At 71.4% G+C, this 15467-nt stretch carries 15 protein-coding genes; 8 read left to right on the forward strand and 7 right to left on the reverse strand.

The genetic code is table 11. The features are described from left to right. Positions 1-18 precede the first annotated feature (18 nt). Entirely contained in the window at positions 19-1551 is a 1533-nt protein-coding gene (locus tag FGW31_RS27260; protein WP_142196187.1) for a S8 family peptidase, read from the reverse strand. A 268-nt stretch (positions 1552-1819) separates the two neighbouring features. Between FGW31_RS27260 and FGW31_RS27265 the strand changes: the two genes are divergently transcribed. The 3 genes from FGW31_RS27265 to moaA all read left to right on the forward strand — a co-directional run bounded on the left by FGW31_RS27265 (position 1820) and on the right by moaA (position 4946). After that, positions 1820-2176 (forward strand): DUF485 domain-containing protein, encoded by a 357-nt coding sequence (locus FGW31_RS27265; protein WP_142196188.1) that lies wholly within the window; start codon positions 1820-1822, stop codon positions 2174-2176. Beyond that, positions 2173-3801 carry a solute symporter family protein gene (locus tag FGW31_RS27270; RefSeq protein ID WP_142196189.1) on the forward strand — a complete coding sequence of 543 codons (1629 nt, stop codon included), beginning with the start codon at positions 2173-2175 and terminating at the stop codon, positions 3799-3801. Before FGW31_RS27265 ends, FGW31_RS27270 begins: the two co-directional genes overlap by 4 nt. Positions 3802-3956: 155 nt before the next feature. Next, positions 3957-4946 (forward strand): GTP 3',8-cyclase MoaA, encoded by a 990-nt coding sequence (gene moaA / locus FGW31_RS27275; protein WP_142196190.1) that lies wholly within the window; start codon positions 3957-3959, stop codon positions 4944-4946. A gap of 47 nt (positions 4947-4993) precedes the next feature. Here moaA and FGW31_RS27280 read toward each other — a convergent pair whose 3' ends face one another. Together FGW31_RS27280 and FGW31_RS27285 are read right to left on the reverse strand one after the other, a co-directional pair. After that, on the reverse strand, positions 4994-5215 hold the full coding sequence (locus FGW31_RS27280; protein ID WP_142196234.1) for a hypothetical protein: 222 nt from the start codon (positions 5213-5215) through the stop codon (positions 4994-4996). A 246-nt stretch (positions 5216-5461) separates the two neighbouring features. Further along, positions 5462-5860, reverse strand: coding sequence for a DUF3099 domain-containing protein (locus tag FGW31_RS27285; RefSeq protein WP_142196191.1), 399 nt, complete (start codon positions 5858-5860; stop codon positions 5462-5464). Between the two features lie 233 nt (positions 5861-6093). Between FGW31_RS27285 and FGW31_RS27290 the strand changes: the two genes are divergently transcribed. Further along, complete coding sequence (locus FGW31_RS27290; RefSeq protein WP_142196192.1) at positions 6094-6378, forward strand: GlsB/YeaQ/YmgE family stress response membrane protein; 285 nt, start codon at positions 6094-6096, stop codon at positions 6376-6378. A gap of 211 nt (positions 6379-6589) precedes the next feature. On the opposite strand, the gene tyrS is transcribed toward FGW31_RS27290, so the two are convergent. From tyrS to FGW31_RS27305, 3 genes are all read right to left on the reverse strand, one after another. Then, positions 6590-7858, reverse strand: a complete 1269-nt coding sequence (gene tyrS, locus FGW31_RS27295) for a tyrosine--tRNA ligase (RefSeq protein ID WP_142196193.1) — start codon at positions 7856-7858, stop codon at positions 6590-6592. Positions 7859-7925: 67 nt separating this feature from the next. Next, positions 7926-9320: a metallopeptidase TldD-related protein gene (locus FGW31_RS27300; protein ID WP_142196194.1), complete on the reverse strand. Its 1395-nt coding sequence runs from the start codon at positions 9318-9320 to the stop codon at positions 7926-7928. Next, positions 9317-10840, reverse strand: coding sequence for a TldD/PmbA family protein (locus FGW31_RS27305; protein WP_142196195.1), 1524 nt, complete (start codon positions 10838-10840; stop codon positions 9317-9319). The genes FGW31_RS27300 and FGW31_RS27305 overlap by 4 nt, the downstream gene beginning before the upstream one ends. Positions 10841-11105: 265 nt before the next feature. Between FGW31_RS27305 and fabG the strand changes: the two genes are divergently transcribed. From fabG to FGW31_RS27320, 3 genes are all read left to right on the forward strand, one after another. Continuing rightward, entirely contained in the window at positions 11106-11810 is a 705-nt protein-coding gene (gene fabG, locus FGW31_RS27310; protein WP_142196196.1) for a 3-oxoacyl-[acyl-carrier-protein] reductase, read from the forward strand. A gap of 6 nt (positions 11811-11816) precedes the next feature. Further along, complete coding sequence (gene fabI / locus FGW31_RS27315) at positions 11817-12584, forward strand: enoyl-ACP reductase FabI (RefSeq protein ID WP_142196197.1); 768 nt, start codon at positions 11817-11819, stop codon at positions 12582-12584. Between the two features lie 162 nt (positions 12585-12746). Beyond that, on the forward strand, positions 12747-13100 hold the full coding sequence (locus tag FGW31_RS27320; RefSeq protein ID WP_142196198.1) for a hypothetical protein: 354 nt from the start codon (positions 12747-12749) through the stop codon (positions 13098-13100). On the opposite strand, the gene FGW31_RS27325 is transcribed toward FGW31_RS27320, so the two are convergent. Continuing rightward, positions 13087-13770 (reverse strand): FadR/GntR family transcriptional regulator, encoded by a 684-nt coding sequence (locus FGW31_RS27325; protein WP_142196199.1) that lies wholly within the window; start codon positions 13768-13770, stop codon positions 13087-13089. The genes FGW31_RS27320 and FGW31_RS27325 overlap by 14 nt on opposite strands. 70 nt (positions 13771-13840) lie before the next feature. On the opposite strand from FGW31_RS27325, the gene FGW31_RS27330 reads away from it, so the two are divergent. After that, on the forward strand, positions 13841-15172 hold the full coding sequence (locus FGW31_RS27330; RefSeq protein WP_142196200.1) for a CynX/NimT family MFS transporter: 1332 nt from the start codon (positions 13841-13843) through the stop codon (positions 15170-15172). The last annotated feature ends 295 nt before the right edge of the window (positions 15173-15467 follow it).

Below are 15467 nucleotides of genomic sequence, written 5' to 3' on the forward strand. Positions count from 1 at the left end.
TGTGCGGGGCCGCGGGGCTCACTTGACGGCGCGCAGCGCGTCGACGATGCCGTGGCCGTAGAAGCCGTTGACGCGGCTGCCGCCCTCGCACGTGGCGTCCTGCACGCCGTCGCCGTCCTGGTCGTAGGACTCCGGGCAGCCCGGGTTGTTCGCCTGTGCCTTCAGCAGCGCCTGCAGCTGGGCCGGGGTGGCCCACGGGTGCCGGGACTTCAGCAGCGCGGCGACACCGGCGGCGTGCGGCGAGGCCATCGAGGTGCCCTGGAGGAAGGCGTACTGCCCGTTCGGCATGGTGGACAGGATGCGTCCGTCCTTCGACGGCGTGTCCGGCAGCTGGTAGCGGCGGTCGCCGCCCGGCGCGGCGACGTCCACGACGCGGTGGCCGTAGGTGGAGTAGTACGACTTGAGGTTCTGCACGCCCGTCGCGCTGACCGTGACCACACCCGGCAGCTGGGTCGGCACGTCGAAGCACTCGTGCGGGTCGATGGTGCGCGTCACCGGCGTGGAGTCGTCGGGGCTGGAGTCGTCGACGATGGCGTCGGAGTCCAGGTCGTGGTTGGAGTTGCCGGCCGAGGCGAGGTGCAGGGTGCCCTTCTTCTGGGCGTACAGCTGGGCCCGGTTGACCGCGTCCACGATCGCCTTCTGGTCCGGGTCGTCCATGCAGTTGTACAGCCACGGGTCGACGTAGTAGCTGTTGTTCGTGATCTCCACGCCGTGGTCGGCGGCGAACACGAAGGCGCAGACGACGTTCTCCGGGTAGAAGAGGCCGTTGTCCGGGTCGCTGACCTTGATGCCGGCCACCTTGACGCCGGGCGCGACACCGGCGACACCGACGCCGTTGCGGGCCGCGGCGATCTCACCGGCCACATGGGTGCCGTGGTAGTCGTCGGCGGTGTACGGCCGCCAGGCGCCCTCGCTGGTGTCCGCCTTGCCGCCGACGCAGTTGGCGGACTGGGCGGCGGAGAAGTTCGGGGCGAGGTCCGGGTGGGTGTCGTCGACGCCGGTGTCGATGACGGCGACGGTCACCTTGTCGCTGCCCGGGTTGATCTTCGCGGCCTCGTCGGCGCCGATGGCGCGCAGGTCCCACTGGTCGGCCTCGAGCGGCTCGCTGCCGGGCGTCCCGGCGGAGGCGGCCTTCGTGCGGGCGGCCTCGGCGGCCGTCACGTAGTCGGCGGCGCCCACGTCGGTGGTGCCGGCGGCGGTCAGCGGCGCGGCGCGGGTGGCACCGGCGGACTGCACACCGCGCGCCTCGCGGATCTCCTTGCCGAAGTCCGGGTTGGCCGAGTGGACGACGATGACGCCGATCCTGTCGTACGTGACCACGACGGTTCCGCCGGCCGCGGCGACGGCCTTCTTCACCGACGCGATCGTACGGCGGTCGACCTCGGTGTTGACGACGTACGCCAGGGTGGGCGCGTCCGTCACCTGCTCGGCCGCCGGTGCCGTCCGCGGGGCCGCGGAGGCCGCCGCCGGCAGGAAGCCGAGCGAGGCGGTGAGGGACAGCACGACGGGTACGGCCAGGGCGAGGCGGCGTCTGGAACGCAGATGAGCCATGGGGTCTCCACATCATCCGGAAACGAAACCGGCCCGAACACAAGGTGGTGGTGCTCGGGCAGGTACATGACGGGGTGTGCAGGGTGAAGCTATCCCGCGCTCTTCCTGGCCAGCAATGTTTTGCCGGGAACGTCTTCGGAAAACGCCTGGGGAAAAGAGACGGCGACAGTTGAACCGGTCCTCGCGTGGCGCCGTGCCCTTGGGCAGGAAGCGCGAGGACACTCGCCTTTCGTCCCCGTCAGACCGAACCGCAACGCGAGGAGACTCCGTGGCCGCCGAAGCACCGCCCCCCTCGACAGGACAACACAAACTCCCCACACCGGAGGAGTTCACCGAGGTGCAGGAGAGCGCTGAGTTCGGTGAACTGCGCCGCTCCTACCGTTCCTTCGCCTTCCCGCTGACCATCGCTTTCATTGCCTGGTACCTGCTGTACGTGCTGCTGTCGAACTACGCGGGCGGCTTCATGGGCGCCAAGCTGTTCGGCAACATCAACGTCGCCTTCGTCTTCGGTGTCCTGCAGTTCGTCACCACCTTCCTCATCGCCTGGTGGTACTCGCGGCACGCCGCCGCGAAGCTCGACCCCAAGGCCGAGGCCATCAAGACCCGGATGGAGGGCGGCGCATGAGCCCCGCGATCACCCATGTCACCCTCGCCGCGAACGAGGCCAGCGAACACCGCGGGCTCATCATCACGCTGTTCGCGCTGTTCGTCCTCGCCACCCTCGGCATCACCGTCTGGGCGGGCCGGCAGACCAAGGACGCCGCGGACTTCTACGCGGGCGGGCGCCAGTTCAGCGCCTTCCAGAACGGCCTCGCCGTCTCCGGCGACTACATGTCCGCCGCGTCCTTCCTCGGCATCGCCGGCGCCATCGCCCTCTTCGGCTACGACGGCTTCCTCTACTCCATCGGCTTCCTGGTCGCCTGGCTGGTCGCCCTGCTCCTGGTGGCCGAGCCGCTCAGGAACTCCGGCCGCTACACCATGGGCGACGTGCTCGCCTACCGCATGCGCCAGCGCCCGGTGCGCACCGCCGCCGGCACCTCGACCATCGTGGTGTCGATCTTCTACCTGCTGGCCCAGATGGCGGGCGCGGGCGTCCTGGTCTCGCTGCTGCTCGGCATCACCTCCGACGCCGGCAAGATCCTCATCGTCGCCCTGGTCGGCGTCCTGATGATCGTGTACGTCTCCATCGGCGGCATGAAGGGCACCACCTGGGTGCAGATGGTCAAGGCCGTGCTGCTGATCGGCGGCACGATCCTGATCACCTTCCTGGTGCTGCTGAAGTTCAACTTCAACATCTCCGACCTGCTCGGCCAGGCCGCCGAGAACAGCGGCAAGGGCGCCGCCTTCCTGGAGCCCGGTCTCCAGTACGGCGCGAACGGCACCACCAAGCTGGACTTCATCTCCCTCGGCATCGCCCTGGTGCTCGGCACCGCCGGCCTGCCGCACATCCTGATCCGCTTCTACACGGTGCCCAACGCCAAGGCCGCCCGTAAGTCCGTCAACTGGGCCATCGGCATCATCGGCGGCTTCTACCTGATGACCATCGCGCTCGGCTTCGGCGCCGCCGCGCTCATCTCCCAGGACGAGATCATCGCGTCCAACCCGTCCGGCAACACGGCGGCCCCGCTGCTGGCGCTGCACCTGGGCGGCGTCGACTCGGCCTGGGGCGCGATCCTGCTGGCCACCATCTCGGCGGTGGCCTTCGCGACGATCCTCGCCGTGGTCGCCGGCCTCACGCTCGCCTCGTCGTCGTCCTTCGCGCACGACATCTACGCCAACGTCATCCGCAAGGGGAAGGCCACCGAGAAGGAGGAGATGCGGGCGGCCCGCTGGGCGACCGTCCTCATCGGCATCGTCTCCATCGCGCTCGGCGCCCTCGCCCGCGACCTGAACGTGGCCGGCCTGGTCGCGCTGGCCTTCGCGGTCGCCGCGTCCGCCAACCTGCCGACGATCCTCTACAGCCTGTTCTGGAAGCGGTTCACCACCCAGGGCGCCCTGTGGTCGATCTACGGCGGTCTGATCGTCGCCGTCGGCCTGGTGCTGTTCTCGCCCGTGGTCTCCGGCGACCCGAAGGCGATGTTCCCGGACGTCGACTTCGCCTGGTTCCCGCTGAAGAACCCCGGCATCATCTCCATCCCGTTCGGCTTCCTGATGGGCTGGCTGGGCACCGTCCTGTCCAAGGAGGAGCCCGACGCCAAGAAGTTCGCGGAGCTGGAGGTCCGGTCCCTGACGGGCACCGGCGCCCACTGATCCGCACCGCGCACGGCCGCGCCGCGGGGACCGCCTGTAGGTCCCTACGACGCGGCCGTTTCCCATCTCGTCGCTTCGGGCCGCTGCGGGTTGTCGGCGGTGTCACGTAGGCTCGCGGGTACGGACCGTGATCCGCGTCGAGGGAGGGGGCCCACGTGCTCATCGACACCTACGGCCGAGTGGCCACCGACCTGAGGGTCTCGCTGACCGACCGGTGCAATCTGCGCTGCACCTACTGCATGCCCGAGGAGGGCCTGCAGTGGCTGGCCAAGCCCGACCTGCTCACCGACGACGAGATCGTCCGCCTCGTCGACATCGCCGTCACCTCCCTCGGCATCGAGGAGGTCCGCTTCACCGGCGGTGAGCCGCTGCTGCGCCCGGGACTGGTCGGCATCGTCGAGCGGGTGGCGGCCCTCGAGCCCCGCCCGCAGATGTCCCTCACCACCAACGGCATCGGGCTGAGGCGCGTCGCGCCCGCCCTGAAGGCGGCCGGCCTGGACCGGGTCAACGTCTCCCTGGACACGCTCCGCCCGGACGTCTTCAAGACCCTCACCCGCCGCGACCGCCACAGGGACGTCGTCGACGGCCTGTACGCGGCCCGCGAGGCCGGACTGACCCCGGTGAAGGTGAACTCCGTGCTGATGCCGGGGCTCAACGACGACGAGGCCCCCGACCTGCTCGCCTGGGCCGTGGAGCACGACTACGAGCTGCGTTTCATCGAGCAGATGCCCCTGGACGCCCAGCACGGCTGGAAGCGCGACGGCATGATCACCGCCGGGGACATCCTCGCCTCCCTGCGCACGCGCTTCGAGCTGACGCCGGAGGGCGACGGGGCGCGCGGCTCCGCACCGGCCGAGCGCTGGCTGGTCGACGGCGGCCCGCACCGGGTCGGCGTCATCGCCTCCGTCACCCGCCCGTTCTGCGCCGCCTGCGACCGCACCCGCCTCACCGCCGACGGACAGGTCCGCACCTGTCTGTTCGCCACCGAGGAGACCGACCTGCGCGCCGCGCTGCGCTCCGGCGCCCCCGACGAGGAGATCGCCCGCATCTGGAAGCTGGCCATGTGGGGCAAGAAGGCGGGCGCCGGCCTGGACGACCCGTCGTTCGTCCAGCCGGACCGGCCGATGTCCGCGATCGGCGGCTGAGGGCCCGCCGACGGTTCCCGGCGTCGTTCGCGGGCCGCTCCGCTGCGTCAGGCCTCCCGCTGCTCCCAGTCCGCGAGCAGCACCACGTCCTTGAGGAAACCGCGCACGCCCAGGAACTGCGACAGATGCTCCCGGTGCTCCTCGCAGGCGAGCCAGGTCTTCCGCCGCTCGGGCGTGTGCAACTTCGGGTTGTTCCAGGCCAGCACCCATACGGCAGCACTACGGCAGCCCTTGGCGGAACAGATCGGTGTCTCGGGATCGGGGAGCATCACACCGCCGACCCTAACCCGGCCGACGCCCCTCGAATTCCCCCGGGAAAAGGCGACGCCGAGCAGCCACGGGGGGAGCTGCCCGGCGTCGGTCCGTCGCTCCGACGGGGGATGCGGAGCGCGTACGAAGTATGTCACGGGTCGCCCCGCCCCCGGCACCGGAACAACATGATTGATCTCAGCTTTTCTTCAGCTTGGCGAGTAAATGCCTTCCGCTTGACGCGGTTTCCCCTCACTGCCTTGTCTTCACGATGGTTCCGGCCGTTCGGTTCGTACGCCCGATACGGCTTCTGACGCCACATCTTCCGTATCGGATTCCGCGGAACCGTCATTCGTCCGCGGCGGCGTGATCATCGGCCTCATCGGCGTGGTCACGAAGGTCGACGGCAGAGACGGCGCGTTCTCCCGCCCGGCGTTGGCGATCACCACCGCGATGTACGGCAGGACCGCGCCGAGCACCAGCGCCACGACCGCGACATGCCGCTCCACGTTCCACAGTGTCGCCGCGAGGATGACCGAGATCGTACGGACGATCATCGAGATGACATACCGGCGTTGCCGCCCGCGCACGTCCTCCTGGAGGCCCGCCCGGGCGCCGGTGATCCGGAACACCTGGGCGTTGCCGCCGCCATGCTGCTTCCGCATCGCATTCCACCATCCGCCCGCATCGGACCTTCCCCGTGCCCGGCCCTGCCGGGGACACGGGCCCGAACACATCCACGGTACGCCGCGCACACCTGGGTCACGAGACCGGGTCGGCCCCGGCTCCGGCCGCACGGCCTGCGCCGTCGCACGTACGGCAGGCCCGACATGCGGCGTACCGCCTCTCGGCCGACACTGGCCGTAATGCTCGCTTCACGTCGTAGGAGGAGGCAGTCATGGGCTGGTTGTGGGCGATCATCGTGGGGTTCGTGCTCGGTCTGATCGCCAAGGCGGTGATCCCCGGAAAGCAGCACAGTCCGCTGTGGCTCACCACCATCTGCGGCATCCTGGGCGCCATCGCGGGCAACGCCATAGCGCGGGGCTTCGGGGTGGACGAGACCCGCGGTATCGACTGGAGCCGGCACGCCTTCCAGCTGGGTGCGGCGATCGTGATCGTCTTCTTCGTGGACATGCTGTACACCGCGATGAAGCGCAAGCGGGCCCAGCGCCACCACGCCTGACGCCGACGCCGGCCGCGCCGCCCGGCAGCAGGCGCCTCCCGTCGACACCGGCCGCGCCGTCCGGCAGCAGGCGCGTCCCGTCGGCGTCGGGCGGCGCCACGGTCCGAACGGCGCACGGCCCGCGGTGCGCGCACGGGGCGGCGCCCCGGGCGCGCGCACCGGAAGACCGCTCCGCGCGCCGCAGCACCCGCCCCGTACGAGCCGTGCCGGCTCAGCCGGTCGTGACCTCCACCGCCGCCAGGTTCTTCTTGCCCCGGCGCAGCACCAGCCAGCGCCCGTGCAGCAGGTCCTCCCGGGCGGGCACGGCGTCCTCGGCGGTGACCTTGACGTTGTTCACGTAGGCGCCGCCCTCCTTCACCGTGCGCCGCGCGGCCGACTTGCTCGCGACCAGGCCGACCTCGGCGAACAGGTCGACCACCGGACCCAGCTCGGCCACCCGGACGTGCGGCACCTCGGAGAGCGCCGCCGCCAGCGTGCGGTCGTCCAGCTCCGCCAGCTCGCCCTGCCCGAAGAGGGCCTTCGACGCGGCGATCACGGCGGCCGTCTGGTCGGCGCCGTGCACCAGCGTCGTCAGCTCCTCCGCCAGCGCGCGCTGCGCGGCGCGGGCCTGCGGCCGCTCCTCCGTCTGCCGCTCCAGCTCCTCCAGCTCCGCACGGGAGCGGAAGGACAGGATCCGCATGTAGCGCGAGATGTCACGGTCGTCCACGTTCAGCCAGAACTGGTAGAACGCGTACGGCGTCGTCATCTCCGGGTCGAGCCAGACGGCGCCGCCCTCGGTCTTGCCGAACTTGGTGCCGTCCGCCTTGGTCATCAGCGGCGTCGCGAAGGCGTGGACGGTGGCCTGCGGCTCCAGCCGGTGCAGCAGGTCCAGGCCCGCGGTGAGGTTGCCCCACTGGTCGCTGCCGCCCTGCTGCAGGACGCAGCCGTAGCGCCGGTAGAGCTGGAGGAAGTCCATGGCCTGCAGCAGCTGGTAGCTGAACTCCGTGTAGCTGATGCCCTCGGAGGACTCCAGACGCCGGGCGACGGAGTCCTTCGTCAGCATCTTGTTGACGCGGAAGTGCTTGCCGATGTCCCGCAGGAACTCGATCGCGGACAGGTTCTGCGTCCAGTCGAGGTTGTTGACCATCACGGCCGCGTTCTCGCCCTCGAAGGACAGGAACGGCTCGATCTGGCCACGCAGCCGCTCGACCCAGCCCGCGACCGTCTCCGGCGAGTTCAGCGTGCGCTCCGCGGTCGGGCGCGGGTCGCCGATCTGCCCCGTGGCCCCGCCGACCAGCGCCAGCGGCCGGTGCCCGGCCTGCTGGAGCCGACGCACGGTGAGCACCTGCACCAGGTGCCCCACGTGCAACGACGGCGCGGTCGGGTCGAACCCGCAATAGAACGTGACGGGACCGTCCGCGAGCGCCTTGCGCAAAGCGTCCTCGTCAGTGGACTGGGCGAACAGCCCGCGCCACTTCAGCTCGTCGACGATGTCCGTCACGGTTCTCGTGTCTCCTCGATGATCTTCAGCCGGCCGGGTGACAGCCCGACCACGAACGCCTACGAGGTTATACGCCCTGGCTGACGGAGCTCATGTTGAAATCGGGGATGCGCAGCGCGGGCATCGCGGCCCGCGTGAACCAGTCGCCCCACTCCCTGGGCAGCGTCTTCTCCGTACGGCCCGCCTCCGTCGCCCGGCCCAGCACGTCCACCGGCGACTCGTTGAACCGGAAGTTGTTCACCTCACCGGTCACCTCGCCGTTCTCGACGAGGTAGACGCCGTCCCGGGTCAGCCCGGTGAGCAGCAGCGTCGCCGGGTCGACCTCGCGGATGTACCACAGGCAGGTCAGCAGCAGGCCGCGTTCCGTGCCGGCCACCATCTCCTCCAGCGAGCGGTCGCCGCCGCCGTCCAGGATCAGGTTGTCGATGCCGGGCGCCACCGGCAGACCGGTCAGGCCCGCGCTGTGCCTGCTGGTCGTCAGCCGGTTCAGCTCGCCCGCGCGCACCCACTCCGTGGCCGTCAGCGGCAGCCCGTTGTCGAACACCGACTGGTCGCCGCCCGAGGAGTGCGCGATCACGAACGGCGCGCACTCCAGGCCCGGCGCCCGCGGGTCGCTGCGCAGCGTCAGCGGCAGCCCGGTCAGCTTCTCGCCGACCCGCGTGCCACCGCCCGGCCGGGAGAACACGGTGCGGCCCTCGGCCGCGTCCCGGCCCGACGCCGACCACAGCTGGTAGATCAGCAGGTCCGCCACGGCGGTCGGCGGCAGCAGCGTCTCGTACCGGCCCGCGGGCAGTTCCACGCGCCGCTCGGCCCAGCCGAGCCGTACGGCCAGCTCGGCGTCGAGCGCCGCCGGGTCCACGTCCCGGAAGTCCCGGGTGGAGCGCCCGGCCCACGCCGACCGCGTGCGGTCCGGCGACTTGGCGTTCAGCTCCAGCGTGCCGTTCGGCTGGTCGTGCCGCAGCCGCAGCCCCGTCGAGGTGCCCAGGTAGGTGGAGGCCATCTCGTGGTTGGCGAAGCCGTACAGCTCCCGGCCGCCCGCCCGCGCACGGGCGAACGCCTCACCGAGCGCCGGCGCGAAGTCGGCGAACACGGCGGAGGAGGTCTCGGCGGGCGCCTCGGTGAACTCCGGCGCCGGCGCCCCACCCGTGACCAGCGGCTGGGCGTCCTCGGCGGGCCCCGCGCCCCGCGCGGCGGCCTCGGCGGCCCGCACCAGCGGTTCCAGGTCGTCGGCGGTCACCGCGGACCGGGACACCACACCGGAGGCGGTGCCCTGCGCGCCGTCCACGGTGGCGACCACGGTGAGGGTGCGCCCGCGGGTGACGCCGTTCGTGGTGAGCGCGTTGCCCGCCCACCGGAGATTGGCGGTGGAGTGTTCGTCGGCGATCACGACACAGCCGTCGGCCCGGGACAGTTCGAGGGCGCGCTCGACGATCTCGTGCGGCTTGGTGGAACGCGCGCTCATCGACCGGCCTCCTGCGTGGTGTTCAGAATGTTGACTCCCTTGAAGAGGGCGGACGGACAGCCGTGCGAGACCGCCGCCACCTGCCCCGGCTGGGCCTTGCCGCAGTTGAAGGCACCGCCCAGGACGTACGTCTGCGGACCGCCGACCGCCGCCATGGAACCCCAGAAGTCGGTGGTCGTGGCCTGGTAGGCGACGTCCCGCAGCTGCCCCGCGAGCCGCCCGTTCTCGATCCGGTAGAACCGCTGCCCGGTGAACTGGAAGTTGTAGCGCTGCATGTCGATCGACCAGGACCGGTCACCGACCACGTAGATGCCGCGGTCCACGCCGCCGATCAGGTCCTCCGTCGACATCCCCGCCGGATCCGGTTGCAGCGAAACGTTGGCCATGCGCTGCACCGGCACGTGCCCGGGGGAGTCGGCGTAGGCGCACCCGTTGGACCGCTCGAACCCGGTGAGCCGCGCGATCCGCCGGTCCAGCTGGTAGCCGACCAGGGTGCCGTCCTTCACCAGGTCCCAGGACTGCGCCTCGACGCCCTCGTCGTCGTAGCCGACGGTGGCCAGGCCGTGCTCGGCGGTGCGGTCGCCGGTGACGTTCATCAGCTCGGAGCCGTAGCGCAGCGTGCCGAGCAGGTCGAAGGTGGCGAACGAGGTGCCGGCGTAGGCCGCCTCGTAGCCGAGCGCGCGGTCCAGCTCGGTGGCGTGCCCGATGGACTCGTGGATGGTCAGCCACAGGTTGGACGGGTCGACGACCAGGTCGTACAGGCCCGCCTCCACGCTCGGCGCGCGCATTTTCTCGGCGAGCAGCTCCGGGATCCGGTCCAGCTCGTCGTCCCAGTCCCAGCCGGTGCCCGTCAGGTACTCCCAGCCGCGGCCGGCGGGCGGCGCGAGGGTGCGCATGGAGTCGAACTCGCCACTGGAGCCGTCGACGGACACGGCCGTGAACTCCGGGTGCAGCCGGACCCGCTGCTGCGTGGTCACCGTTCCCGCCGTGTCGGCGTAGAACTTGTTCTCGTGCACGGTGAGCAGCGAGGCGTCGACGTGGTCCACTCCGTTCGCCGCCAGCAGCCGCGCGCTCCATTCGGCCAGCAGCCCGGCCTTCTCCTCGTCGGGCACCGTGAACGGGTCGATCTCGTACGACGACACCCAGGTCTTCTCGGCGTGCACCGGCTCGTCCGCCAGCTCGACCTTCTCCTCGGACCCGGCGGCCCGGATCACCTGCGCGGACAGCTTCGCCATCGACACGGCCTGCGAGGCGACCCTGGCGGCGGCGTCGGGCGTCAGGTCCACCCCGGACGCGAAACCCCACGTCCCGCCGTGCACCACGCGCACCGCGTACCCGAGGTCGGTGGTGTCCGACGACCCGGCCGGCTTGGCGTCCCGGAACCGCCATGAGGCGTTGCGCACCCGCTCCAGGCGGAAGTCCGCGTGCTCCGCGCCGAGCGACCGCGCCCGGGCGAGCGCGGCGTCGGCGAGGGGGCGCAGGGGCAGGGCCGTGAACGCTTCGTCAATGCTGTGAGGCACCTACGTCTCTTCCTGTCGGCTTTCGGCGTGCGGTCTGCGTACTGCAAGGTGGTCGTTGCGCATCATGTCGCGTCGGCCGGTGCCGGGACCACATGTTTCCGCCCCCGACCGGCGCTTTCTGTAGGGACCCGACAGCGAGTTCCGTCGGCCACTGTCGGTGCCCGAATGTTCCGCGGCGGACCGGGACCGATAGGTTTTCGGAGAAGCCGCCTGTCATCCAGGTGTCCGGGCGGGTGAACCAGACCGCTATCGAAAGGGTGATCCGTTGAGCCGCTCGGTTCTCGTCACCGGAGGCAACCGGGGCATCGGCCTCGCCATCGCCCGCGCATTCGCCGACGCCGGCGACCAGGTCGCCATCACGTACCGCTCGGGCGAGCCGCCGGCCGGCTTCCTGGCCGTCAAGTGCGACATCACCGACCCCGAGCAGGTGGAGCAGGCCTACAAGGAGATCGAGGAGGCGCACGGCCCCGTCGAGGTGCTCGTGGCCAACGCGGGCGTCACCAAAGACCAGCTCCTGATGCGCATGACCGAGGAGGACTTCACCTCGGTCGTCGACACCAACCTCACCGGCACCTTCCGCGTGGTCAAGCGCGCCAACCGCGGCATGCTGCGCGCCAAGAAGGGCCGCGTGGTGCTCATCTCGTCGGTCGTCGGACTCCTCGGTTCCGCGGGGCAGGCGAACTACGCCGCCTCCAAGGCCGCCATGGTCGGCTTCGCGCGCTCCCTCGCCCGAGAGCTGGGCTCGCGCAACATCACCTTCAACGTCGTCGCGCCCGGCTTCGTCGACACCGACATGACCAAGGCGCTCACCGACGAGCAGCGCGAGGGCATCATGAAGCAGGTGCCGCTCGGCCGCTACGCGCAGCCTGAGGAGATCGCCGCGACGGTGCGGTTCCTCGCCTCGGACGACGCCTCGTACATCACTGGAGCCGTCATTCCCGTTGACGGCGGACTGGGAATGGGTCACTGAAACACCATGAGCGGAATTCTCGAGGGCAAGCGCGTCCTGATCACCGGTGTGCTGATGGAGTCCTCCATCGCCTTCCACACCGCCAAGCTGGCCCAGGAGCAGGGCGCTGAGATCATCCTGACCGCGTTCCCGCGGCCCACCCTGACCGAGCGCATCGCCCGGAAGCTGCCCAAGCCCACCAAGGTCATCGAGCTCGACGTCACCAACGACGAGCACCTCGGCCGTCTGGCCGACCTCGTCGGCGAGGAGCTCGGCGGCCTCGACGGCGTCGTGCACTCCATCGGTTTCGCGCCGCAGGACGCGCTCGGCGGCAACTTCCTCAACACGCCGTTCGAGTCGGTCGCCACGGCCATGCACGTGTCGGCGTACTCGCTGAAGTCGCTGACCATGGCCTGCCTGCCGCTGATGCAGAACGGCGGCTCGGTCGTCGGCCTGACCTTCGACGCGCAGTACGCCTGGCCGCAGTACGACTGGATGGGCCCGGCCAAGGCCGCCCTGGAGGCCACCAGCCGCTACATGGCGCGCGACCTGGGCAAGCAGAACATCCGCTGCAACCTCGTCTCGGCGGGCCCGATCGGCTCCATGGCCGCCAAGTCCATCCCGGGCTTCAGCGAGCTGGCGTCCGTGTGGGACAGCCGCGCGCCCCTGGAGTGGGACCTGAAGGACCCGGAGCCGGCCGGCCGCGGCATCGTTGCCCTGCTCAGCGACTGGTTCCCGAAGACCACCGGCGAGATCATCCACGTGGACGGCGGTCTGCACGCCATCGGCGCCTGACCGCACCCGTGGGAAGGGCCCGTGTCCCGGAAGGGGCGCGGGCCCTTCGCGTTGTCACCCGATCGGCTCAGCCGCGCGGGCGGGACCGCAGGTCGGCGGGCACCGTGGAGTACGCGTCCACCGCGTGTCCCCCCTCCCCAGCACGGCCGAGGAGGTCCCCTTGTGCGCTTCTTCCGTCCGGCCTCGGCGACCGCAGCCGTCGTCCTCGTGCTGGCCCTGCCGTACGAGGCGGTGTCGCACCCGCGCGGGCACTCCGGCACCGGCCCGGCACACTCCGGCGAACTGTTCGGCGCCGAGTGCCGCGTACGCGTCGACGGCTCCCGTGTCACGGCGTACTGCCACAACCCCTATCCGGACATCGACCGGGTGAGCCTGCACGTCGAGTGCGTCCACTGGTGGGACCTGGACAGCGACGGCACTCCGGTGGAGGCCGGGCCCGCGCAGACCGTGCGGCTGACCGGACGCTGCTGGAGCGAGGTCGGCTCGGCGTGGGTCGGCCACCTCAGGACGGACTGAACCGCCCCGGACGGCACACGAACGGATAGGCGGCGGCCTCCTCGGCCGCCGTCGCCGCGTCCCCCGCGCGGATCGCGTCCACCAGCCGGCTGTGGTCCATGTGCGTCTCCGGCGTCAGCTCCCGGCCCACGTCCTCGCGCAGCCAGTCCCGCAGCACCTCGCTCAGGTCCGCGTACATCGCGGTCATCACGTCGTTGTGCGAGGCGGCCACGACGGCCAGGTGGAACGTCGCGTCCGCGGCCACGAACGCCTCCGCCTCACCCGACTCCCACGCCTCCTCCCGGCGCAGCAGCAGCGTGTCGAGCTGCTTGAGGTCCTTCTCCGTGCGCCGCTCGGCGGCCAGCCGGGCCGCGGCCGACTCCAGCGTCGAGCGCAGCTCGGCGATGTGCCGGGGGTCGGCGCCGGCGAAACGGCGGTGCATCACGCCCGCCAGTTCGCTCGTGGCCACCACGTACGTGCCCGAGCCCTGCCGGATGTCCAGCAGCCCGTTGTGCGCCAGCGCGCGGACGGCCTCACGGACCGTGTTGCGGGCCACGCCCAGCTGCTCCACCAGTTCCGGCTCGGTCGGGATGCGGGTGCCCACCGGCCACTCGCCCGAGGTGATCTGCGCCCGCAGCGCGGCGATGACCTGCTCGGACAGCGCCGAACGGCGGGGATGGCTCAGTGGCATGACTCACCTTCGCACGACAGGGCCGCCGCACGGCGCCCTCGGCATGGACAACCAATCATCCCATGATTCTATGATGGGTCTCATGGCTAGCCAGGAGACCAGGACACGAACGACCACGACCGCACGCACATCGGCCACGCCGGACGCCCCGACCTCCGGGGACGGAACCGCGCGCGCATGGCGGACGCGGCTGCTCGTCGTCGGCATCGTGCTGGCCGCCATGAACCTCCGCCCGGCCATCACCAGCCTGGGCGCGCTGCTCGAGGAGGTCCGCGACGGACTGGGCATGAGCGGCAGCGTGGCCGGCCTGCTGACCTCCGTGCCGCCGCTGTGCTTCGCCGTCTTCGGCGTCACCGCGCCCCGGCTGGCCCGCCGGTTCGGCGCGGGCGCGGTGGTCTGCGCCGGCATGGCCGCCATCGGCACCGGCCTGCTGATCCGCCCCTACGTCGGCGGCACGGCGGCCTTCCTGGCCACCAGCGCCCTCGCCCTCATGGGCATCGCCGTCAGCAACGTGCTGATGCCCGTCATCGTCAAGCGGCACTTCCCCGACCGGGTCGGCTCCATGACCGGCCTGTACTCCATGGCCCTGGCCCTGGGCACCGCCACCGCGGCCGCGGTCACCGTGCCGCTCACGGACGCGCTGGGCGGGAACTGGCAGACGGGCCTCGCCGTCTGGGCCGCCCTGGCCGCCGCCGCCGTACTGCCCTGGCTGTCCTTCGCACGGGAACGGGACACGGCGCAGGACGGGAACGCGGCCGCGCGGGCGGACGACGGCCCGGGCCGGGACGGGCGGGCCGCCGCGGAAGCGCCCGCGCTGCGCATCACGCGCAGCCGCACCGCCTGGGCGCTGGCCGTGTTCTTCGGGCTCCAGGCCACGGCGGCCTACATCACCATGGGCTGGATGGCGCAGATCTACCGCGACGCCGGCGTCCCCGCGGGCACGGCCGGGCTGCTCCTCGCCGTCACCATGGTGATGGGCGTACCGCTGGCCTTCGTCATCCCGCGCCTCGCCACGCGGCTGCCCCAGCAGGGCCCGATCGTGCTCGTGCTGGGCGTCAGCGGCCTCGTCGGCTACGCCGGTCTGTACTTCGCGCCGGCCGCCGGCGCGTGGGCCTGGGCGCTGCTGCTGGGCGTCGCCAACTGCGCGTTCCCGCTGGCGCTCACCATGGTCGGGATGCGGGCGAGGTCCGGCGCGGGCGTGGCCCAGCTGTCGGCGTTCGCGCAGAGCACCGGCTATCTGATCTCCATCCCCGGGCCGCTCCTGGTGGGTGTGCTCTACCAGCACAGCGGCGGCTGGGGACTGCCGATCGCGCTGATGGCGGGCCTGATGATCCCGCAGACCGTCGTGGGCGTCCTGGCGGGCCGCGACCGCACGGTGGAGGACGAGGCGGCGCGGCGCTGAGAGGGACGCGGCGGCGCGGGGCTGAGAGGACGCGGCGGCGATGGTCTGAGGGCGGCGGAGGCGGCGCGAGGCTGAGGACGGCGGAGGGCGGCGCGAGGCTGAGGACGGGGGAGGCGGCGCGAGGCTGAGGGGGACGGACGGAGGCGACGCGAGGCTGAGACGGGGAGGCGGCGCGGGCTGAGGACGGCGGAGGGCGACGCGAGGCTGAGACGGGGAGGCGGCGCGGGCTGAGGAGGGCCGGGGGCGGCGCGGGCTGAGGGGGGACGCGCCGGGGCGGGCTGCCGCCCGTGCGTCC

Source organism: Streptomyces calvus (genome assembly GCF_006782915.1).
GTDB classification, from domain to species: domain Bacteria; phylum Actinomycetota; class Actinomycetes; order Streptomycetales; family Streptomycetaceae; genus Streptomyces; species Streptomyces calvus.